We start from the raw sequence: 22,556 nt of genomic DNA on the forward strand, positions 1-22,556 counted from the left end.
CCGCCTCAGAACGAGTTGAAGACCGCCGGAAATCCGTCGGCGAACTGCCGCATCATCGCGGCGATGGCAAGATACAGCATAAACACGCCCCCGGTGATCAGATAGGGCGTCGAGATGAAGTAGACCGGGATCTGCGGCGCAAGCTTGTTGACGAGGCCGATCGCCACGTTGAACAGCAGCCCGTAGATGAGGAAAGGGCTGACGAGGCGTAGCATGATGGAGGTGGAGGCGCGCAGCGTATCGGTGAGCGTGATCAGCATTTTCTGCGGCTCGACCAGCGCGCCGACCGGCGTTGCCTTGTAGGAATCGATCAGCGCGTGAAACACCATGTGATGGAAATCCATGATGAACAGCAGCATCAGCCCGGAAAAGGTGATGAGACTGGTGACCGAGGATTCCGAGGTATCCTCGATGATATCGTGGCCGCCGGGCGCCGTGAAACCGATCGACATGCCAAGGATTGCGCCGGCATATTGCAGGCCGAGCACGTAGAAACGGGCAATCATGCCATACATCACGCCGACAAGCGTTTCAGACGCGATGAGGCCGATATAGGTGCCCGGCGGCGCCGATGCGTTCGGATAGACACTGTCCCAGATCACCGGCAGGATCGCCATCGAGACCGCGATTGCCACCATCAACCGGATATTTGTCGGCAGTCGGGCGCTCGAAAAACCCGGCAGGGTCAGAATGCAGCCACCCATCCGGCAAAACGCCAGGAAGAGAGCAAGCATTATCCCCTGCGGGTCTGTTATCATGAAATCGAGCCCAATATCTTGATGTCGAGCCCCTTGGCGAGTTCCACATGCGACAGCACGGGAAGCGTCGAGAACAGGCGTTCGATGATCATGCGCACATAGGACCGTGTTTCGGGCGAGGTGACAAGCACGAAAGGCAGGCCGCGATCCATGAATTCACGGATAACCTTGCTCGCCTGCTCGCTGAACTCCTCGAGCGCACGCGGATCGATGTCGAATTCCACAACGTCGCCCTTGGGATCACGCTTCAGTGCCTGGTGGAACAACAGGTCCCACTTGCTGCCGAGACGCAGCACGCGCAGCACGCCATTGTCGGCGAGATCGCCGCAGAGCTGCTGGGCCATGCGCACCCGCACATGCTCGACGATCTGTTCGGTCTTTCTGACATGCGGCGCAAGTTCCGCCACCGCTTCCAGGATAAGGTGCAGGTTGCGGATCGAGACCCGCTCGGCCAGAAGCAGTTTCAGCACCGCCTGCAGGCCGGAATAAGACATGTGCGACGAGCAGATCTCGTCGGCCAGCTTCTTGTATTCCGGGTCCATCCGGTCGATCAGCACCTTGACGTCCTTGTAAGACAAAAGCTGCGGCAGGTTGTTGCGGATGACTTCGGAGAGATGCGTCAGCACCACCGAGACATTGTCGATCGGGTGAAAGCCCTCGCGCTTCAGGTCGTCGGCAAAGGCTTCGAGAATGGAGACCGCCGGCATGCCGAAAGCGGGCTCGCGGATCTCGTCGCCGGGAATGCTCGGCTTGCGCCCGGAGCCGGTCACGACAAGCACGTCGCCGACGCGCAGCGAATTGGAGGCGATCGTCGTGCCGTGGATGCGGATCTGGTAGGATTTTTCCGGGATCGAGATATCGTCGGCAACCTTGATCTCGGGCACAACGAAGCCGTACTGCGTGGCAAACTTCTTGCGCATCTTGCCAACCCTGAAGGCCAGCTCCTGATGCGCGCCGAGAAGCCGCGTCGAGACCTGCTTGCCGAGCGCCAGCTCGATCTCGGCCGTCTTCAGCATCGACTTGACGGAATCCTTTTCGGCTTCCTTCGTCTGGATGACCTTCTTTTCCTCGGTATCGCGACGCGCCTTGGTTTCGGCTTCCAGGCGACGCGGCACGATCCAGGCGCCAAACGCCATGATGCCGCCGAGCGTGACGAAGGGAAGGAACGGCAGGCCGGGAACCAATGCGAGAATACCCATCAGCGAAGCTGCCAGCGACAGCGCGCGGGGATAACCACCGAGCTGGTCGATAACAGCCTTGTCGGCGGTGCCGGGCGTTCCACCGCGCGACACCAGAAGGCCGGCGGCGAGCGACACGACGAGCGCCGGGATCTGCGAGACGATACCATCGCCGACCGAAAGCCGGACGAAGACGTCAGCGGCTTCGCCGATTTCCATGCCGTGACGGAAATAACCGATGATGATGCCGCCGAAGACGTTGATGGCGGTGATGAGGAGGCCGGCGATGGCATCGCCGCGCACGAACTTGGAGGCGCCGTCCATGGCGCCGAAGAACATGCTTTCCTCTTCCAGCTCGCGGCGACGGTGCTGCGCCTGCTTTTCGTCGATGATGCCGGCCGAAAGGTCCGCATCGATCGACATCTGCTTGCCGGGAATGGCGTCGAGGGTGAACCGTGCGCCAACTTCGGCGATACGGGTCGCACCCTTGGTGATGACGATGAAATTCACCGTCACCAGGATCAGGAAGACGATCACCCCGATGAGGAAGTCACCTGACATGACCAGTTCTGCAAAGCCGGCAATCACGCCGCCGGCGGCGGTGTGTCCCTCGTGCCCGTGGCTGAGGATGACGCGCGTCGTCGCGATGTTGAGCGACAGGCGGATCATCGTGGAGATCAGGAGAATGGTCGGGAAGGACGAGAAATCGAGCGGCCGCTCGATCCAAAGCGCCACCATCAGGATCAGCACGGAAAAGGCGATGGAAAACGCCAGTCCCATGTCGATGAGGAAGGTCGGGATCGGCAGGAACAGGATGCACAGGATGGCGATGATGCCAAGGGCAAAACCGATATCCCGGCCGTTCGGGGCGACCTTGGGAATGGAGAGTGAGGGTGGTTGCGCCATGGATTTCCGTCTCTTCATGAGAAGGCGGCGCAACGGAGGTCACGCCAGTTCATGACAACCCTAGAGGTCGAAGCTTGCGCGAGGATGGCTGAACCTTGCGCAGGCATCGGTGTGAAGCGGCGTCAGAAACCCGACTGCACGCGCGAAAAGACAAGCTCTGCAAACAGGTAGATCTGGCTGCCGATGAAAGGCGCAGACAGCCCGACAGCGAGCAGGATGGCAACGATCTTCGGCACGAAGGTCAGCGTCATTTCCTGGATCTGGGTGAGAGCCTGGAGAAAGGCGATGCCGACGCCGACCACCATGGCCGCAAGGACCGCGGGGCCGGAGGCGACGAGGACCGTCCTCATCGCCGCCTGCATGATTTCAAGTGCATCGGCTTCATTCATTGAGCCACTCCTTCCCTGTTACATCCAGGGATGATTCGATCAGTTGCTTGTATCGGTCGATGTGTCCGACGTCGAGGATTCCGTGTCGGTGATCGGATCGTTCGACAGGATGACGCCAGCCTGCATCAGCACCTTGTCGCCGTTTTCGGTGACGGCGATGAGACCGTCGGAATAGACCTGCGCTTCCTTGATCTTGCCGGTGACGGTATCGTCGGCGCTCTTGACATATTTGCCGACGAGATCGCCGGCCCGCGTCAGCGCCTCGGCCTGCAGCATGCTCTTCAGATGCGTGTTCGTCTGGATGGTCTGCTCCACCTGCGAGAACGACGCCAGCTGCGAGATCTGCTCGGATGCATCCATCGGATCGGTCGGATCCTGGTTTTTCATCTGGGCAATGAGCAGCTTCAGGAAGCTGTCATAGTTCAGGCTGGCATTGTTCTTGTCAGTGGACGAGGCGCCGGCATTGGCCCAGGGGTTGGATGCCGCAGTGGCCGTCGTCGTGGTGACCGGGTCTACCGCCATGGTGCGATCTCCCGACGGATCTGTTCGACCGTTGCCGGCGTCATTTCCTGGTTGTTGAGAATGCGGTCCTCGATGGCATAGAGCCCGCGGATTGCCTTCAGCGCGTCGAAGGCGCGACCGCTCGCCACCATGGCATCGATGCGCTTCAATTCCGCCAGAACCTCGTCATCATGGAAGCAGGAGAGCAGCATGGTGATGGACTTGCGGAACATCGTCAGCGACTGGTCTTTCCCCTCGGGGTTGATCAGCATCATCTGCGCAATGAAATAAAGCTGACGCAGGGGCGTCGTGGCGTCTTCCAGCTGGAGGACGTGGTTTTCCAGAAGGAAGGTCACGTCGTTGAGGAATTCCAGCGCGACCTTGCGGTCCACCCGCAGGACGGCGCCGTTGATGAAGATTCTTTCGCCGGATTTCAGCGAGATGCGCAGCGTACTTTTCATTTAAGTCCATCCCTGATGATGGTTGTCACGTCGATGATGCCCTGGAAGTTGTCAGACTGACGACGCCTGATGCGTTCGCATTCCTTGAGGATCCAGAGGGCAATGGAGATGAGATTGGCTCGGAGTTCGAGATTCAGTTCGTTTTCCGGCTGGCGCAGGTCCTCGATGAACCTGATCCAGACGCGCCGGGTGTAGAAAAGTGCTTCGATCGTCTGACGTGCATTGGGCGGCGCATCGCGTGCCGCCTTGAGCAGATCGATGGATCGCTCGAGTGCCTGCCGCTCACGGGACTTGGCGTCAGCGACGTCGTCCTCCATGATCTCGGCATATGAAAACTGGTACATTCATGTATCCTTCATTTTCACCAACGTCCTTCGGTCATCAAAGGAAGTTCACAAGGCTCAGCTGTTGAATTCGCGAGGTCAGTGTGTAGGCCGCTTCGAGAAGCGCCTGCAGCGACGTGACCCGGGTGGATGCTTCGTAGGCATCGATGCCCTGAAGATCGTTCAGATGCGTTTCGATGATGGTTTTCTGCGCTTCGAGGGTCTCGTCCGCCTGCTTGACGCGCTGCGACGAAAGCCCGATCTCGGAGCGCTGGCTGTTGAGGCCGGAAATCGCCTTGCCGATCGCAGCCGTGGATTTCTCCACCACGACGCTGCGCACGTTTTCCGGAATTTCCTCCGTCAGGAACTTGCTGGCAACGACCGAGGCGAACATGAAGCTGCGAAAGCCGCTGCTGTTGGCATTGGTCGAAGTGGCCACCACTTCCGTTGCGCTGATGCGCGTCGTCATATTGGTGTCGCTGGCATCCGACACGAAGTTCGACCAGAAATCCTGGCCGCCAAGACCGGTATGCGGTGGGTCGCTCAGCGCCGTCGTGCCGTTGAACTTGCCCTCGAGATCGGTGAGGAAGCTCTGCATCTGCGAAGGCGTCATGGTCTCGGCGGACGCGATGCCGTTGCTCGTCAGGTAGAAATTCAATTCCGTATCGACCGCCGCATTGAAGGGCGAGCTGGCTTCGGAATAGGAGGTGAGCGGCTTCACATCGGTATTGGTGCCGGCAAACAGGTATTCACCGGTGACCGAGGTGTTGGCGATATCCGTGAACGTGTCCATGGCGCTGCCGATCACGGCGCGTGCATCGCCAAGCGTCGAGGTGCTGTCGGTCAGCGCCGCCAGCGAATCCAGCACTTTCTGGCTGACGTCGGAAAGCTTCGACAGCGCTTCCTCGGAGGAATCCAGGCGTTGCTCGGCAATCGAGTTGGTGGTGAGCTGCGCATCGATGCGCATGACATCGCGGCTGAGATCGATGCTGCGGGACGTGCTGCCCCCCAGCGCCACGCCCATGTCGGCATGCACACCGGTGGTGACTTCCTCATTGGCCTTGACGAGTTCGCTCTGCGCCTTGGCCATGGCCTGGCGCAGGCTGGTCTGGATGGAAACGGTCGAGCTGAAAGAGGTTTTCATGGTTTATCCCGCCACCGACAGAAGCGCCTGCATCATTTCATCAATGGTGCTGACGAGTTTGGTCGCAGCCTTATAGGACTGTTCGATATCGAGCAGCAGCGACAGCTCCTCATCCAGGCTGACCGCCGTTTCGCTGGAATAGGCCTGCAGCGCACGCGACTGCATGGCGCTTTTGCTTTCCTCGGCCGACGATGCGGTGCTGCGCAGGCTTTCGAGCCAGCCGGCAGAATCCGAGGCAAACGACATCACGTCGAGATTGCCGTCGATACCGGTCGAGGCATCGAAGGACTGGGGTGTCTGCATCGCCTGGGAATAACTGTCGAGAAGCGTCGAGAAGCCGGCCGAGCTTTGCGTGTTGACCACGTAGCTTGCACCATTGATGCCGCCATCGCGCAAAAGCTGCGGATTGGTCTTTACGGCGGCATTGATGGAAATGCTGCCGGCAAGGCCCGCGATCACGGTGCCGCTGGAGGGCACGCTGTCATCGACGCCATTGGTAAAGAGGCCGGCCTTCGGCGTGAGCGCGCCGGTCGGACCGGTTTCGGCAAAGGCGACGATCAGGCCGCGTGCCACCTCGTCGAGCTGGCTCTGGAATTTCGGCGCGATGTCGTCGCGGATCTGCAAGAGGGCCTGGAGCGAGCCGCTGGCATCCGTATCGGAACCGTTGCCGGCCTTCATGGCCACGCCATCCACATAGATGGCATTGCCGGTGGTGCCGGCCGTATAGGTGGCCGTCGGCTGGAAGGAGACCGTGCGCGGGATCTTCTCAAACAGCGTCGTGCCGTCGCTGGTATAGATGGCAACGTCGCCGCCGGGGCGCGAGACGGTGGAGATGCCGACGATTTCCGAAATCTGCTTCAGCAACGTATCGCGTGTGTCGAGCGCATTGCTGGCGTCGGAGTTCGACACGGTCGCCCGCATCACCTCGGTATTGGCGCTTTCGAACTGGCTGAGCAGGTTGTTCAGCGTGTCGACCTGGCTCTTGATCTCGGCATCCGCACGGGTGCGGATGGCCTGCACTTCGCTCGCGGCATTGTTCAGCGTATCGACGACATCCTGCGCGGAGGAAACGGCCGTCGAGGCAAGTGTTGCCTCGTTTGGTTTTGCCGCATAGGCATCGAGATTGGTCAGAAGCGTGCTCAGCCGCGTGCTCGGCGAGGTGTCATAGTCGTTATTGCCAAGCAGGCCGCGGATTTCTTCCAGCCCGTTGAGCAGCGTCGTCTGGCCACTGGCCAGCGACGTGCTTGCAATGGTCTGGCGAAAGAGCGTCGAATTCTGCACCCGCTCGGTGCCGGCCACGAGCGCACCATTGCCCGCGGTGACCAAAACCGCAGTGCGCCGGACATAGTTGGCGTTCTGGGCGTTGGAAATGTTCGTCGACGTGACCGAGGTTTGCGTCCCGGTGTTGTTGAAGATCGACTGTGCGGTGGACAATGCTGTGGAAAGCGACATTTGACTAACCTTTTCGAGACGTTACGCGATTACCTCTTGAGGTTGACCAGCGTTTCCAAAAGTTCGGAACCGGTCTGGAAGACCTTGGAGTTTGCGGTGTAATTCCGCTGGGCCTGGATCATCTCGGTGAGTTCTTCGCCGATATCGACGTTGGAATCTTCAAGCGCCCCCGAGAGGATCTCGCCGTAGCCGCTGCTGCCCGCATAGCCCATGACGACGACGCCGGAATCGTTGCTCTGCGAGTAGACGTTGCCGGCCAGCGGATTGAGGTTGTTGGGGCTCTGCACCATGGCCATGGCGATACGATAGGAGGGAATGGACTGACCGTTTTCATAAAGGATGGACACGATGCCATCCTTGCTGATCTCGATCTTGTCGACCGAGCTTGCGCCCTGCCCGTCGATATTGCCGGTGACCGAATAGTCCGCGCCCTTCTGCGATGTGCCTGAGATGTCGAGCGTCAGGCCACTCAGCGTGGCACCGCCGATCGACTGGGCCGTCGTGGTGATGCTGGTCGGGCTTTGCAGCGCGCCGGCGCCGTCGAAGGAAAGCTCATAGCCAGTGCCATTGCCATTCGACGATCCGATGATCGACGAGACACCCGTGCCAGCGCTGAGGCCGGACAGATCGACGGTCAACGCAGCAAGTGAACCGCTGGCCGTCGTCGTCATGGTGGACGAGCTGGTGAGGACGCCGGACGCATCGAAGGTCAGGGACGAGGTGCCGATCGAGGTCGTGCCGTCCAGCACTTCCAGATCCCAGCCGGTCGCCGTCTTGGTGTAGTTATAGTTCAGCGTGTGGGCAGCGCCCGTGCTGTCATAGGCCACCGACTTGCTGGAATAGGTGGCGCCGGTGGCAGCCGCGGCATAGAGGTTGCCGTTGACGGCAGCCGTGGTGGAGCCGGATGCGACCTGGCCGGTTACCGAGACGCCGTTATACTGCACGTCGAGCGTCCAGCTGTTTTCGGAGGCCTTGGTGTAGACGAGATCGAGGGTTCGCGAATTGCCCTGCGAATCGTAAGCCACGAGCGACGATTTTTTGGTGTAGCCGACCGCCTCGTTGCCCGGCAGGTTGCCGCTGACGGTACCGGCGCTGGAGGCCGTGGACTTCAGGCCGCCGGCGGCGACATTGATCTCGGTGAGGCCTTCGAAACCGTTGATGACGATCGTCGGATCTTCGGTCGAGGAATAGGGGTAGCCCATCAGCGTGAAGCCGGCCGCGTTCTGCAGCGAACCATCGTTCTGGATCTCGAAATTGCCGGAGCGCGTCAGATAGTCGACGCCGTCGCTGCCCTGCACGATGAAGAAGCCTTCGCCATTGATGGCAAGGTCGGTGGCGGACGTCGTGTAGGTAAACGAGCCCTGGTCGTTGATCGAATAGCGGATCGTGGTGTTGACGCCGCCCGAATTGTAGGCACCGTTCGAAGACGGCAAAATCATCGATGAAAACTGCGTCGACGACTTTTTGTAGCCGACCGTGCTCGAATTGGCGATGTTGTCTGAAACCGTCCCCAGCAGGTTCGCCTGGGCGTTCATTCCGGACACACCGGTCCGCATCGTTCCGTAAAGGCTCATATCAAAATCCCCGTATTGCCTATGGTGTGGACACTAGATGACGGGCCTTGCGTGAAGCTGTCTGTCTTCACATTTGCGGCGGGCGCTGCCGCAGCTCGAGACAGGAAACTTTTGTCTGGCTCTTCCATAAGCCAGACAAAATACAACCCCGGAAACCGACGTCGATTTCCGGGGTTGTATATGGATAATCACGAATGAATCGAGGCCGGCTCGCAGGCGAAACTGTGTCAGTTCCAGTCGATGCAGTAGCCGAGGAAGCGCTTGGAATCGACCGGGTCGAAACCGAGCTTCTTGCGCAGCTTCTTGCGCAGCTTGCTGATGTGGCTTTCCACGACGTTTTCTTCGACTTCCTCGTCGAAGATGCCATAGATCGCGTTGAAGATCTGGGTCTTGGAAACGCGACGGCCACGGTTGGCGACTAGGTATTCCAGGATGCGGCGCTCGCGGCGCGGCAGCGGGAAGATGTCGCCGTGGATTTCCGGATCGCGTCCGTCGGAAAACACCCGGATGGGGCCGACATCGGTGAAATTGGAAATTGCCTTGAGCCGGCGGCGGATCGCCGCGGCACGGGCCAGGATCTCCCGGGGATGAACCGGCTTGCGCACCACATCGTCGACGCCGCTGTCGAAGAGGGCAAGCGTTGCTTCCAGCGAATGCTGGTCGCTGACGGCAATGACCGGTGCGGTCGTCCGCTCGCGGATGGCCCGCGGCAGTTCGAGTGCGCGTCCGGTCTGGCCGATCAGGAAAGCTTCCACGGCGTCGATATCCGTGTCTGCCGCCGTGGCGACCCATTCTCCGAATTCCTTCGGATCAAACCCAGTCGAGGGAACTCCCTCGCGTCCAAAAAGTGAGGTGTAACCCTCTTTAACAAGCTCACGCTCATCAACCACTACGATCATTCGTCCGCCTCCGAATCAGTGTGGTGCCTCGATGGACTATGGGTACGAATCGTACGAATCTTGGACAACTACACGAAGTTAACTATGCAATTTAATAGTTGCTTAACCCTTGTGTCGCGATTTGGTCCACATTTAGTGCCTCTCGTTTGCAAAAAGCACAATTCACCGGTGGAAAAGTTAACGCAAAATAAAGTTGCTCTTGCCCTGCCTCGTTTTGGTCCAATCCGTGGCAGGAATCGGACAGCATGCATTTTTTCGCGAGAAACCAATCCAGGGTTGCGTTTTAACCGCAAAATTGCGAGGCGGTCTGCGTCCATTTTCCGTAGCCGGTGGCCACCAGATTGGCAATGACACGGCAGACATACCGCTTCTGGGCGGGGTCGTTATTGGGCCCGGCGTGGTATCGGGCCACCGCCATCGTCCACGTCTCGTGCCGGTCGTGGAGATTGCGCAGGAATTTCGCGGCATATTCCACGTTGGATTTCGGGTCGAACATCGCCCGCATGGAGGGGAAATTCTCTCCGTGGAAGTGGTGGTTGATCTGCATGCAGCCGATATCGATGAGCACCTTGCCCTCGCTGCGCGCCGCCTGGAAGGCCTGGAAGGCCGCCATGGGGCTGTCGGGAAACAGCGCCTTGCCCTCGATATTCAGCGCCCAGGGGTAAAGGCTGCCCTTGCGGCCGGTCTCGGTAAGACCGACCGAATAGAGGATGCCCTCGGGGATGCCGTATTTCGCCGCAGCCGCCTGTATTTCGGTTTCACAGGCGCCTGGAGAGACGGCAAGCGCCTCAGACGTAAAGAAGGTCAGGCCGAGCGCCGTAAGCGCCAGTATCCGTCTGAGGGTCATTCTCGATCATTCCCGAAGTGCTGCCCGGCTGGCCGGACTGAGTGGCCTGCTGGTCGCGGCCGGCGCTGCCATCCTTGCCGGCGCCGGAGCCCGCCGCCTGCTGGCCGAGATCCCCCTGTTGTGCCGAGGGATCGGCAGAGGCGGCCGGCGCGATGTTGACCGACACCTGGTCGACCGAAAAGCCTTGCGCGCGCAGCGCATCTAGGATGCCGCTTGTATCCTGCGTCAACTGCTTGTGGGCCGCCCGGTTCTCCACCGTCAGCTGGACGTTCAGCGTATCGCCGACAAGCTTCAGCGTGGCCGTGACGGTGCCAAGGTCGATCGGCGTCATCTGCAGCTTCAGGGTATTGACGACATTGCCGGTGCTGCTCTGCGAAGCCGCGTTGGACAGCGCCGAACCCGGCTGCATGGCGCTCGTCCATTCCGGATCGCCCGACATCGCAGCCGTCAGTGCCGCGCCATTGATCGACTGTCCGAAACCGAGAAAGCGGCGTGAATCAAGCACGGTAATCGTCTCGGCGCCTCCCGTCGAAGCCGCCTTCGTCTCGAAACTCGCCTTACCGTCCTTGGCCGTTCCGACGATCATATCCATGCTGGCACCCTTGCCCCGCGCCGAGGCGAAGCGGAATGTCCGCTCGTCGGACTGGGTGTCGGTTGCACCGTCGCCATTTGGCATGACCAGCGTCTCGCCATCGGCAGCAAGGGCCGACAGCGGGTTTGCCTTGTCTGTCGTTGCAGCCGTGCGCTCGCTTTTGCCATCCTCGCCCTGACGACCGCCCTTGGCGGACATACCCGCCTGGCGCGCGGCCGGCGCTTCCCCGGAGGCGCCGGATCCGGCAAGCAGGGTCAGCATCGAGGAAAGCTCATCGGTCAAGGCTGCAGCTTCGGCAGTTTTCTCCTCGCCTTCTGCCGGTTCACCGGCGTCCTCCCTGCTGGTCTTTGCCAAGTCCTTCAGGCTTTTTGTGCCCTGACCCGCCTTAGCCGAGACCAGGGTATCGCCGGAGGCATCTGCGAGCGCCTCGCCTGCATCGACAAGCGTCTTGTCGGCACCGATTGTCGTGCGCATTTTCTGCGCGGCGGTTTCGCCGGAACCGGTAGCCATGCGCGAACGGGCAAGCGTTGCGGCACTGAGATTGAGGCGTGATGTTTCTTCGCCGTTTTCCCCGCCTGCGGTTTCGCCCGGCGAAGGGCTTGTGGAATTTTCATCCTCGCCCTTGCGGCCCAGCGCCCGGCGGCCACCCTGATCGAGGCTGTCCAGCGCCGACCCAAACCCGCCTTCGCCGCCCTCTCCCCGGCCGCTCCCGGAAATTCTGGGCGCAGATGCAGGATCGACGGCCGGAGCCCTCGTTGAAACGTCAACAGCAACCATGAAATTAGTTCTCCCCCTTCAACAGGTCGTCGATGGCATCAAGCGTCGAACGGCCCCTGTCGACATAGGTCTGGAAAGCTGGATCGAGCTTTGGAGCGCTGCCACCCGGCCTCTTGGAGGGTGCAGCGGCTTGTCCGGCCTGTTCATTGCCGGAGACTGCGGAAACAGTCTCTCCGCTGATGTCATTTGCTACATTAGCGGCTGCGTCTTGTCCGAAGCTTTCGGCAACAGGCGGGCGCAGAACCTCCTCGGCCACCCGCTGGGCCGCTGCCCTCAGCGCCTGGTCTTCAGGGCTCAGCGTCGCCTCTGGAATATCGGCCAGCGCCTGGGCTGCGTCTTCAACCTTGCCGTTCGGCAGCTTGGCGACACCGCCAAAAAGACGGGCGACGGAGCGATCCCGGTCGGACATCGACGCGCCACGCGCTTTCGCCTCATCGGAGGCAAATTGCGCAAGCTCTGACTTACCTTCAATGGCTGCCTGGCGGGCTATGCGCAGGTAGATCTCACGGCTGCGATCGTCATCCATCCTCTCCAGCGCGCTCTTGACATCGTCTGCCGAGACCGCACCAAAATGCGACACGACCAGCCGCACGAACAGATCGGCAAACTGGCTGGCATAAGGCGAGTAAACAAAACGGCGCGCATACTGGCGCGAATAGGACAGCGCCTTTTCCACCATTCCCGTCTCGACGGTGATGGCAACGGAGCGACGCAGTGCCGCCTCCTCCAGGATGGTTCCCGGCGCGGTCAGGCGTGCCCAGTCGTAGAAGACCAGCGCATCCTTCGGGTTCTTCGTCACTGTGACATTGCCGGCAATCAGCGCCAGATAGGGGCCGATCCGCTGGCCGCGATATTCCGGCACCATCTTTGCCATGCCGCCGGCAATCATGGCGCCCTTGCCGGCGAGATATTTGCGCAGGGCATCGGCGACGCGCGTATCGAAATTGCCCGAGCGATCCTTGGCCACGAGAAATTCGAGCGTTGCCGGATTGCCGCCGCTCATCGCGTAGATGAGTGCTGCATCGACATTGCGCGGATCGTCGAACACGGCCGGATTGATGGTGCGCAGGTTGCGATCGATGGTCGACAGCATGAAGCGCTGCATTTCTGCGGCCGAATGGTCGCCCATGACAACCGTATCCTGCAGGAACTGCAGGGAGCGCAGCATCTGGTAGGGTTCAAGGCCATCGACCACCTGCTGCGCCGGCGCGACATGCGGCAAGCCGGCCACGACAACGGCGGCAGCCAGACGTTTCATCGATGTCCTGTATTTGCCCATCGTCAGCCCTTGCCGTCCTGAAGCAGGATCTCGATGCGCCGGTTCTGGTCGGCCATCGGATCGTCAAGCACCTGCGGGCGCCGGTCGGCAAAGCCGGAAATCTGCTTGACGCGCGTATCCTCAAGCCCGCCCTTCACCAGCATGAAATAGGCGCTGTGGGCACGGGCCGCCGACAGGCGCCAGTTATCGTTCTGGGTATCACGGAAGGGCCGCGCATCGGTATGGCCACGGATCACGACGTCGCCCGGCCGGCCCTTGAGCAGCCCGCCGATTTTCTCCATCGCCAGCACCATTTCCCGGCGCGGGACGGCAGAACCGACATTGAACATCGGCGTCTGGCTCTGATCGGACAGGGTAATGAGGACGCCGCCTTCAGCTGGTGTCACGATCAACCCTTCGGCAAGCTTTCCCGAGACGCCGGCAATCTGGTTCTCGATTGCCTGGCGCAATTCATCGGCTTCTTTTTGTGTGTTTGACGCGGTCGGCGCTTCAGTGCCGCCCGCATCGGGCTGAATGTCAGCCGGATTGGGCCGCGGCTGGGGAATGGCTATGGCGATCTGCGCCTCGGTCAGTTCCCCGGGCTTTCCGGGTTGGGTTTTTTGCACGGCCACCGGCTGGTCGTCAGGCGGCGGCATGTCGGCAACGGCAACGCTTGCAGCAGACGGCGGCAGCATCTCCGGCGTTACATCCTTGGCTTCCACGGCGGCAACCTGTTCGGCCGGCGCCTTCTGCTGGCCATCGGCGCGGGTCACCTCGACCTGCTTCGTCCAGAAATCGGGATCGAACGGATCGCGGAAGGCTTCGCCGCCATCGGCGCCGGTCGCGGGGCCGGAATCGCTGGCACCGCCCTCGCCCTTGGCGCTGACATTGGCCTGCTGGCCCACTTCCTGCGCGATTTCGGCAAGCACGGAATAGGGATTTTCAAAGAAGTCCGCTTCGGAATAATTGGCTTCGTCGCCGGAGCTGGAGGTCTGGTCCTCGCCGGTGGCAGCCGCCGAACCGACCTTGTCGGCATCGGCCTTCACCTTGGAGCGTTCCTTCTTTTCCTGTCCCTCGGATGTCTCGACGGGTTTTGACAGGCCCTTCTTGGCCGGCGTCTCATCCGACAGCTTAATCGGGTTGAAATAGCTGGCGACCGAAGCCTTGGTTTCCTCGTTGGAGGCGTTGACCAGCCACATCACCAGGAAGAAGGCCATCATTGCGGTCATGAAGTCGGCAAAGGCGATCTTCCACGCGCCGCCATGGTGACCGCCATGACCGCCGCCATGCTTCTTGATGATGATGATTTCATTCTTGCCGTGGTGATGGTTCTGTTCGCTCATCCCAGCACCTTCTTCAGGCTGGCCGCCCAGGCGGACATACGCGTCACGAGCACAGCCTCATCAATATCAACGGACAGATCTAGATCCGGCGCCTCGACATGACGAAGCTGCGGAGCCTCCTCGCCAAGGGACTGTTGCAGGAGATCGAAAAGAGAAAGCGGGCCATGCACGGTGACAATCGCTGCCGGGCTTGCGGCAAGCGCTGAGCGGATCATCTGCGCCAGTTCGCCGATCGCCTTTTGCGCCAGCGCTTCGGTCAGCACAGGCGCCAGCACCTGCGCGACCTGATCCGACAGGCAGCCGGCGAGCATTTCGACCGCTGAGCGGAAGCCGGTCTCGATGCGGGCGGCGGCCTGCTCCTCGAGCGAATGGCGAAGCGTTGCGATTTCCTCGGCATGGCGTGCAGCGGTTGCCGCGCGTTCTTCGTCCCAGAGCGCCTGGATTTCTGAGCGGCCCTGCGCCTCGCCCTCGGCATGGGCCGCGGCCCGTTCTGCGTCGAGGTCAACGGGTGGTTCGGACGGCATGCTATCGAAGGAAAAGGGGCTGTCCTGCTCCTCGTCGTCAAAGCTTGGCATCACCGGCATGGCAACCGGGGCCGCGCCGAAATCCTTGAGATAACGTGCAAGCGGCGCCGTCATGCGCGCGCTCCGGTGCGGCTGTGGAAGGATCGAAGTTTCGCCAAGGCGATCATGACACTGTCCCGATTAAAGTCCCGAAGCACGAAGCCCGTCATTAGACAAAGAGCGTGAATATAGTGGGAACGTGAATATACTGGAACTTTAGGCTGCCAAACTTGCGCGAGGATGAAGAATGCCGGGCAACGACGGAGATGTCGCGGCCCGGCACGGTTTTGGCGGTAACTTTTGCAAACAGGCTTACTGCTGGAACAGCTGGAGAATGTTCTGCGCGTTGGTATTGGCAATCGACAGCGCCTGGATGCCGAGCTGCTGCTGGGTCTGCAACGCCTTCAAACGCGTCGATTCCTCGTTCATGTCGGCATCAACGAGGCGCCCCACACCCTTGTCGATCACGTCCATCAGCGTCGAGACGAACTCGTCCTGCATGTCGATGCGGCTGGTGATGGCACCAAGCGTCGCGGCCGAATCGGTCAGCTCCTGCAGCATGGCCTCGACAGCCTTCAGCATGCCGGCGAGGTCATCGGAAGAGGTGGTGTTGTCGATGAAGATTTCGGAGCCCGTCCCCATCAGGGTGGAGTTGGCATCGAGCAGGTAATAATTGGCAACCGTGGTTCCGGCCGTGCCGTTGGGCTGCGTCACCGACCAGTCCTTGGTCAGGAGACCGCGGCCGGCGCTGTGGGTATCGATCATCACCGAACCGGCGGCATCATATTCGAGCGTCGTCAGCGAGACGGCACCGTCGGCCGAACGGTTGAAGGACGCGACGATGTTCTTGACCGCAGCGCCTGTCGTCGTGGTGTTGTAAAGCCAGTTTTCACCGGAGAAAGAGGCCGATTCCGCAATCGAGGCCAGCTGGTTCTTCAGCTCGGCCAGTTCCTTGTTGATCTTCGTCTTGTCGACGCCAGGCTCGGAAGCAGCGACGATCTTGCTCTTGATCTCGTCGACGACGGAAATTGCCGATTCAAGGCCTGTATAGGCCGTATCGGTCTTGGCAGCGCCAAGGCCCAAGGCGTCCTGCACGGTCGACAGCGCCTTGTTATCGGAGCGCATGGTGGTGGCGATGGACCAGTAGGCGGCGTTGTCGGCGGCCGTTTCGACGCGGTAGCCGGATGAAATACGGTTCTGCACCGTTTCCATGTCCTGGTTGATTGCGCGTAGGGTCTGAAGCGCAGCCATTGCGCCGGTGTTGGTAATGATACTGGTCATCGAGGATGTGCCCCTGGCTTTTGTAAAGGGACATACCGGAGGCTTGGCCGGCAACGCGCGATCAGCATCATGCTCGCTGGGAAAGGGGCTTCTGCCCACTGCCAGCTCGGCGTTCTTTAGCGATGGTGCAGGCGTGTAGAGTTAACGAGACGTTAACGCAACAGCCTTTCTCAACGACCATTAGACGTGCCGTAGCCTGCGCGAAGCTGGAGCGGGTGATCTGCAACGCAAAAAGGCCGCGCATTTTTCGCGCGGCCTTGATGAGGATCTGTCGACTATCCGGGAGGGTACCAGACCCTCCGTTCGTCTTACTGGAAGAGCTGCAGGATGTTCTGCGAGCTGGAGTTGGCGATCGAGAGCGCCTGGATACCCAGCTGCTGCTGCGTCTGCAGAGCCTTCAGGCGGGTCGATTCCTCGTTCATGTCAGCGTCGACGAGCTTGCCGATGCCCTTGTCGAAGCTATCCATCAGGTCGGCAACGAAGGTGTCCTGCATTTCGATGCGGCTGTTGAGGGCGCCGACGTCTGCAGCGGCATCCGTCATGTCCTGGAGAACCTTGTCGACAGCCTTCAGCGCTTCGGTCAGGTCGTCGGTGGTCACGTCGAGCGTCAGAACGGAGAAGCTCGTCGTTGCAGTCGAACCGGTGGCGTTCGTGTATTCGATGTTGGACGACAGGAGGCCCTTGCCGACTGAAGTGACGTAGGAACCGGACGAGTCGACTTCGACCAGCGAGGAGTTGCTGGTGTCGTATTCGAGCGTCGTCAGGCTGACATTGCCGGCATCGTCACGGTTGAACGAACCGACGATCGACTGCGTGCCGACGCCAGCGGATGCCGTGTGGTAGACCCAGTTTTCGCCGGAGAAGGAAGCCGACTTGGAGATCGACAGGAGCTGGTCCTGAAGCTGGTCGATTTCCTTCTGGATCTTTGCCTTGTCAACGCCTGGCTCGGAAGCAGCAGTGATCTTCGCCTTGATTTCGTCGACCACGTTGATCGAGGCTTCAAGTGCAGTGTAGGCGACATCGGTGGTGGCAGCGCCGAGGCCAAGGGCGTCCTGAACGGTCGACAGTGCCTTGTTGTCGGACCGCATCGTGGTGGCGATGGACCAGTAAGCGGCGTTGTCAGAAGCGTTCTCGATCCGGTAACCGGAGGAGATGCGGCTCTGCGTGGTTTCCATGTCGCTGTTGATCGAACGGAGGGTGGAGAGAGCTGCCAGGGCAGCCGTGTTGGTCAGAATGCTCGTCATTTGAAAGTGCCCCTATGTGCGGACGAAAAAATCAGGGACATTCCGGTTTCTCTCCGGCAAGGGGTGATACGCTTCATGCTCGTCTCAGCTTTTCCGTGAAAGCGAGGCGCACCGCTTGAGTGACTTCAGTTAACCTTAATGTGGTTAACGAAGCGTAAAGCGCAGGTGCAAGATCCGTTAACGCCTCAACATTGCTGAAAGAATTTCGCGCATCCCGAAAGGCGGCGGGGCCTCGCCCTGGCCCCAAACGCAGATCGCGCCCCTTGCGGGGCGCGATCCAGTGCGAACGGTATCGGTCAATCAAAAAGCGATTAACGGAAGAGCGACAGAACGTTCTGCGAGTCGCTGTTGGCGATCGAGAGCGCCTGGATGCCGAGCTGCTGCTGCGTCTGCAGAGCCTTGAGGCGGGTCGATTCTTCGTTCATGTCGGCGTCAACCAGCTTGCCAACGCCCTTGTCGATGGAGTCCATCAGGTCGGCAACGAAGGTATCCTGCATTTCGATGCGGCTGTTGAGGGCACCGACGTCTGCGGCTGCATCCGTCATGTCCTGGAGAACCTTGTCGACAGCCTTCAGGGCTTCCGTCAGGTCATCGCTGCTGACGTCGAGCGTCAGAACGGAGAAGCTCGTCGTTGCAGTCGAACCGGTGGCGTTCGTGTACTCGATGTTCGAGGACAGGAGGCCCTTGCCGACTGAAGTGACGTAGGAACCGGACGAGTCGACTTCGACCAGCGAGGAGTTGCTGGTGTCGTATTCCAGCGTCGTCAGGCTGACATTGCCGGCGTCGTCGCGGTTGAACGAACCAACGATAGCCTGCGTGCCGGTGCCGGCGGATGCCGTGTGGTAAACCCAGTTTTCGCCGGAGAACGAGGCCGACTTGGAGATCGAAACCAGCTGGTCCTGCAGCTGCTTGATTTCCTTCTGGATCTTTTCCTTGTCAACGCCCGGTTCGGAAGCGGCGGTGATCTTCGACTTGATTTCGTCGACCACGTTGATCGAGGCTTCAAGTGCAGTGTAGGCGACATCGGTGGTGGCAGCGCCAAGGCCGAGAGCATCCTGAACGGTGCCGAGAGCCTTGTTGTCGGAACGCATCGTGGTCGCAATCGACCAGTAAGCGGCGTTGTCAGCAGCGGTTTCGACCTTGTAGCCCGACGAAATGCGGTTCTGCGTGGTCTCCATGTCGTTGTTGATGGAGCGCATGGTCGCCAGTGCAGCGGTTGCACCGTTGTTCGTGAGAATGCTGGTCATGGTGAATCTAGTCCCTTGTTTGACGGAGTACTACTGGGGGACATACCGGGCTATAAATACCGGTGATGACGTCTGGCTTCATGCCCACTCGGTTCCGGATCTTCAGGAAAACCAAACCCGTCATGTGAGAATGACAGTCGCAGACAATCATTGCAGATGTCTTAAGTGGCTATGGACAATTGCAGCTATCCGGTCATTGATTCGTCAACCGTGCGGGGCCACCGGTTTCGGGCAAGCTTGGCTCTTTAGGAATGGTAAACCGAGCGTGGATTCTTCTCGTCCGCGATCAATGATCGGCAACCCAATCCGGAGCCTGGATGTTGAGCCCGCAGACCCTGTTTTCCGATGCTTCCAAGAGCTTTCACCGCGGCCATTTCACCGAGGCGCTGACCTCGCTGAACAAGCTGCTGGACCACTCCAAGGATGCCAAGACCTATACGCTTCTGGCCCGCACGCTGGTGGCGCTGGGGTTTCGCGAGGATGCCGCCCGCACCTATGTGCTGGCCGCCGAACTTGGGGGATCGCGCGCCGAGGACTATTATGCCGAGGCGATGAAGATCTATTTCGATCTGGGCCAGGACGACCTTGCGCTGAGCCTTGGCCGCCCGCTTCTGCAGCGCGCCCAAAAGGATCCGGATCTCGCCTTCATCATCACCTCGCTGTTCATGAAACGCGGTGAAAAGGACATGGTGCGGGTGTTTTTGCCGGCCCTGTCGATGAGCGAGAATTCCCAGCACAACAGCCTCGCCTTCCTGCTTTTGACCGGCACGCCGGAAAACGACCGCGACCGCGAATCCGTTGCCAACTTGTTGTCGCGCATGCCCAACAGCTTGATCCTGATCATGGCGCATTTGGTGGCGCAGCGCGAAATCAACAACTATGCCGAAATGGAGCGCCTGCAGCCGCGCCTGGAGCGTATCGCCAGCAACGATCGCCGGCTGCTTGGCGTGGAAACGCCATTCTATAACCTGCACTGGCTGACCGACGAGGCGATGAACAAGCTCGTCAGCTACAAGGCGGATGCCTTTCCGGCCAGCAACCCGCAGGAGCGGCTCACCATGCCGCACACATGGGGGCAGAAGATCCGCATCGGTTACCTGTCGTCGGACTTCTGGAGCCAGCACGCGACGATGAAGCTGTTCCGCGCCGTGCTCGAAGCGCATGATCCGGAGCGCTTCGAGTTGACGCTGTTCTGCTATACAGATCCCAAGCACCTGGAACACGAGACCGGGCGCGAAAACTGGGGCCGTATCGTCAACGTGCGTGACCTCAGCTACCCGGCAACGGCCGAGGTCATCCGGTCGCACAACATCGATATCCTCGTCGAGATGAAGGGGCACACCCGTGGCGGCCGGCCGGGCATCCTCAATTTCAAGGCGGCTCCCGTACAGGTCGCCTGGCTCGGTTTTCCCGGCACCACCGTCAACACCGATCTCGATTACATCATCGGCGACCATCATGTTCTGCCGGATAGCTCCAAGCCGCATTACTGGGAAAAGTTCTGCCGGATGCCGGAGACCTACCAGCCGAACGATCCCTATGAGCGCCCGCGCCGCGACCTTTTTACCCGCGCCGATGCCAAGCTGCCGCAAGACGCCTTCGTCTTCGGCTCGTTCAACGCCACGCGCAAGATCTCGCTTGCCAATATCAACCTCTGGATCAAACTCCTGAAGGCGACGCCGAAAAGCGTGCTGTGGATCATGTGCAAGTCGAACGACAGCCGCGACAACATCCTGCGCAAGCTGACCACAGCGGGCATCGAGACGAAACGTATCGTGTTCACCAAGGTCGTCTCCTATGAGGAGCATCTGGCACGCCTGTCGCTCGCCGATGTCGGTCTCGACACCTATCCCTATAACGGCCATACCACGACTTCCGAACAGCTTTGGGCGGGCCTTCCGGTTCTGACGATGAAGGGCCAGCATTTTGCCTCGCGCGTTTCGGAAAGCCTGCTGAACGCCATCGGCGTGCCGGACCTGATTGCCGAGGATGAGGCCGACTACCTGAAACAGGCCGTGGCGCTTTATGAAAACCCCGAGAAGGTGAAGGCACTTCGCGCGCGCCTTGAAGAGAACCGGCTGGTGAAGCCGCTCTTCGATGCCGAGCGTTTCTGCCGTCACCTGGAGACAGGCTACGAGATGATGGCGGAACGCGCCCGCCAGAAACTGGCGCCCGATCATATCGACATCCCGGCACTTGCCGCGCGCACGCAACCTTTCCTGATCGAGGGGAACTGACCTTTCGACCGGGCGGTCCTGCCACCGCCCTCCCCTCATCAAAAAGCTCTCCGGTCTATGCCGGGGAGCTTTTTGCGTTCGAGGCGCTGGAGAGAGATCTGGCCCCGCCCGACGCACAAAAAAGGGCACCGCCGGCTGGCGATGCCCTTTTTCGAATCGACGGGTATGCGGGACTTTCGTCCCGCAGCCTTTCAAGCCATCAGGCGAACTGGGCCATGTAGTGGCGCAGCTCGAACACGCCGTCGCCCACCGGCGCCTGGGCGGCAAAATCCGGCTGCATGACCAGCCAGGAGCGCGGGCCCTGGTGGCCGACCGGCGGCTGGCGCACCACATGCGGCTTCAGCGCATCGGGGATCATCTGCAGCGCCTCGTTGGTGATGATCGGATCGACCACGACAGGCCCGCCGCTATATCCCGACGCTTCCGTCAGGGCCGTAACGATGGCCGCCAGCGTGCAGATCTGGCCATAGGCCTCCTGGGTCGCCGGAGACGGATGATAGGCCGACATGCGGTGATACATGATGTAGGCTTCCGGCCAGTTGCGGAAGGCCATGTGCAGGCGCAACGCCACCGATTTGCGCACCAGCATGAACTGCACGAAACGCTCGTGGAAATGCAGCCGCTCGGCATTGGTGAGCCGCGTCGAGATTTTTGCGTGCGAAGCGAGATATTCGAGGCCACCGAGATAGGTATCCCACTGGAACATGCATTCCTTCTTGCCCTGCTGCACGTCGCCATCGGCAGCAACGCCGGTGACGCGGGCAAAGGGTGCCGGCAGGAACAGCACATCGGCCTTGCCAAGCGCACGCGTGGTATAAAGGAAGGCCCAGAAGATGAACGGCGCAAGGCTGGAGATCGTCTGGTCGAGAATTTCGCGCCGGATGATGAGGAATTCCGGGAAGACATGGTGCGTCAGCAGGAAGTCCAGCATCTGCTGATGCTCGTCCTTGCGAAACCGTGTCGGGCCGGGAATGTGATAAAAGGGCTGCATATCCGTGCCACCGGTCTTTTCGTTGACCAGCATCCACGGCGCCTGGATCATGCCGAGCGCCGGATCAGCCTCCAGCATGGCGAGATATTCGGCCACCTTTTCCGGGATCAGCAGGTCATCATCGCCAAGGAACAGCGCGTATTTTCCCCGCGCCCGCTGCATGGCGAAGGCATAATTGCTGAGGAAGCCGGAATTCTTCACACGCCGATGATGGGAGATTTCCGGGATGCCGGCAAGCTGTTCCAGATACTCGTTCGTGCCGTCGGTGGAGCGATCGTCGACGATGACCATCTCGAAGGCAATGCCCATCCGGCGAAACGCCTCCAGATGAAACTTCACATTGCGTTCCAGCATCGGCCGGCGGTTGTAGGTGGGAACACAGATCGACAACATGGGTATGGTGGAAAACATCGGGCTCTCCCTGGCGAGATCATGGGTCCTTCGCGCGTGAGGACCGCTTGGACTGTCGCAATACCGCCTCTTGCTTTCGCGAGGCTGTAGCAACGCCCGCGTTTGATCTTGCTGCACCTTCAGCGCGTCAGCCCTGCACAAGCTATCGCGCATAGGTTCCAAGCTTATCGTCACCCGAAG

Annotated in this window: 20 protein-coding genes; 1 reads left to right on the forward strand and 19 read right to left on the reverse strand. The window is 60.4% G+C overall.

Going from position 1 to position 22,556, the window contains the following annotated elements; genetic code table 11:
* Positions 1-5: 5 nt before the first annotated feature.
* From fliR to AC4CWF_RS15805, 18 genes are all read right to left on the reverse strand, one after another.
* Complete coding sequence (gene fliR, locus AC4CWF_RS15720; protein WP_491282572.1) at positions 6-758, reverse strand: flagellar biosynthetic protein FliR; 753 nt, start codon at positions 756-758, stop codon at positions 6-8.
* Positions 755-2,842, reverse strand: coding sequence for a flagellar biosynthesis protein FlhA (flhA, locus tag AC4CWF_RS15725; RefSeq protein WP_491282573.1), 2,088 nt, complete (start codon positions 2,840-2,842; stop codon positions 755-757). Before flhA ends, fliR begins: the two co-directional genes overlap by 4 nt.
* A gap of 122 nt (positions 2,843-2,964) precedes the next feature.
* Positions 2,965-3,231, reverse strand: coding sequence for a flagellar biosynthesis protein FliQ (gene fliQ, locus AC4CWF_RS15730; RefSeq protein ID WP_491282574.1), 267 nt, complete (start codon positions 3,229-3,231; stop codon positions 2,965-2,967).
* Positions 3,232-3,270: 39 nt separating this feature from the next.
* The gene (gene flgD / locus AC4CWF_RS15735) at positions 3,271-3,753 is read right to left on the reverse strand and encodes a flagellar hook assembly protein FlgD (protein ID WP_491282575.1); all 483 of its coding nucleotides are present in this window, start codon (positions 3,751-3,753) and stop codon (positions 3,271-3,273) included.
* Positions 3,744-4,193 carry a flagellar biosynthesis repressor FlbT gene (gene flbT / locus AC4CWF_RS15740; RefSeq protein WP_491282576.1) on the reverse strand — a complete coding sequence of 150 codons (450 nt, stop codon included), beginning with the start codon at positions 4,191-4,193 and terminating at the stop codon, positions 3,744-3,746. Before flbT ends, flgD begins: the two co-directional genes overlap by 10 nt.
* Positions 4,190-4,537 (reverse strand): flagellar biosynthesis regulator FlaF, encoded by a 348-nt coding sequence (gene flaF / locus AC4CWF_RS15745; RefSeq protein WP_491282577.1) that lies wholly within the window; start codon positions 4,535-4,537, stop codon positions 4,190-4,192. Before flaF ends, flbT begins: the two co-directional genes overlap by 4 nt.
* A gap of 37 nt (positions 4,538-4,574) precedes the next feature.
* On the reverse strand, positions 4,575-5,660 hold the full coding sequence (locus AC4CWF_RS15750) for a flagellar hook-associated family protein (RefSeq protein ID WP_491282578.1): 1,086 nt from the start codon (positions 5,658-5,660) through the stop codon (positions 4,575-4,577).
* A gap of 3 nt (positions 5,661-5,663) precedes the next feature.
* Positions 5,664-7,112 carry a flagellar hook-associated protein FlgK gene (flgK, locus tag AC4CWF_RS15755; protein WP_491282579.1) on the reverse strand — a complete coding sequence of 483 codons (1,449 nt, stop codon included), beginning with the start codon at positions 7,110-7,112 and terminating at the stop codon, positions 5,664-5,666.
* 29 nt (positions 7,113-7,141) lie between these two features.
* Entirely contained in the window at positions 7,142-8,686 is a 1,545-nt protein-coding gene (locus AC4CWF_RS15760) for a flagellar hook protein FlgE (RefSeq protein WP_491282580.1), read from the reverse strand.
* A 227-nt stretch (positions 8,687-8,913) separates the two neighbouring features.
* Positions 8,914-9,585 (reverse strand): response regulator transcription factor, encoded by a 672-nt coding sequence (locus AC4CWF_RS15765; protein ID WP_491282582.1) that lies wholly within the window; start codon positions 9,583-9,585, stop codon positions 8,914-8,916.
* A gap of 283 nt (positions 9,586-9,868) precedes the next feature.
* Complete coding sequence (locus AC4CWF_RS15770; RefSeq protein WP_491282584.1) at positions 9,869-10,432, reverse strand: transglycosylase SLT domain-containing protein; 564 nt, start codon at positions 10,430-10,432, stop codon at positions 9,869-9,871.
* A complete protein-coding gene (fliK, locus tag AC4CWF_RS15775) occupies positions 10,374-11,801 on the reverse strand; it encodes a flagellar hook-length control protein FliK (protein ID WP_491282585.1) in 1,428 nt (475 codons plus the stop codon). The genes AC4CWF_RS15770 and fliK overlap by 59 nt, the downstream gene beginning before the upstream one ends.
* A gap of 4 nt (positions 11,802-11,805) precedes the next feature.
* The gene (gene motC / locus AC4CWF_RS15780) at positions 11,806-13,059 is read right to left on the reverse strand and encodes a chemotaxis protein MotC (RefSeq protein ID WP_491282586.1); all 1,254 of its coding nucleotides are present in this window, start codon (positions 13,057-13,059) and stop codon (positions 11,806-11,808) included.
* A 23-nt stretch (positions 13,060-13,082) separates the two neighbouring features.
* Positions 13,083-14,402, reverse strand: coding sequence for a MotB family protein (locus tag AC4CWF_RS15785; protein ID WP_491282587.1), 1,320 nt, complete (start codon positions 14,400-14,402; stop codon positions 13,083-13,085).
* The gene (locus AC4CWF_RS15790; RefSeq protein ID WP_491282588.1) at positions 14,399-15,040 is read right to left on the reverse strand and encodes a hypothetical protein; all 642 of its coding nucleotides are present in this window, start codon (positions 15,038-15,040) and stop codon (positions 14,399-14,401) included. Before AC4CWF_RS15790 ends, AC4CWF_RS15785 begins: the two co-directional genes overlap by 4 nt.
* A gap of 237 nt (positions 15,041-15,277) precedes the next feature.
* Positions 15,278-16,246, reverse strand: a complete 969-nt coding sequence (locus AC4CWF_RS15795; protein WP_491282589.1) for a flagellin N-terminal helical domain-containing protein — start codon at positions 16,244-16,246, stop codon at positions 15,278-15,280.
* Positions 16,247-16,554: 308 nt separating this feature from the next.
* Entirely contained in the window at positions 16,555-17,490 is a 936-nt protein-coding gene (locus AC4CWF_RS15800; protein WP_491282590.1) for a flagellin N-terminal helical domain-containing protein, read from the reverse strand.
* 311 nt (positions 17,491-17,801) lie between these two features.
* The gene (locus tag AC4CWF_RS15805) at positions 17,802-18,737 is read right to left on the reverse strand and encodes a flagellin N-terminal helical domain-containing protein (protein WP_491282591.1); all 936 of its coding nucleotides are present in this window, start codon (positions 18,735-18,737) and stop codon (positions 17,802-17,804) included.
* Positions 18,738-19,054: 317 nt separating this feature from the next.
* Between AC4CWF_RS15805 and AC4CWF_RS15810 the strand changes: the two genes are divergently transcribed.
* A complete protein-coding gene (locus tag AC4CWF_RS15810) occupies positions 19,055-20,974 on the forward strand; it encodes an O-linked N-acetylglucosamine transferase, SPINDLY family protein (protein ID WP_491282592.1) in 1,920 nt (639 codons plus the stop codon).
* A 199-nt stretch (positions 20,975-21,173) separates the two neighbouring features.
* Here AC4CWF_RS15810 and AC4CWF_RS15815 read toward each other — a convergent pair whose 3' ends face one another.
* Positions 21,174-22,376 (reverse strand): glycosyltransferase family 2 protein, encoded by a 1,203-nt coding sequence (locus AC4CWF_RS15815; RefSeq protein WP_491282593.1) that lies wholly within the window; start codon positions 22,374-22,376, stop codon positions 21,174-21,176.
* Between the last annotated feature and the right edge of the window lie 180 nt (positions 22,377-22,556).

Source organism: Neorhizobium sp. PAMB6630 (assembly GCF_058242775.1).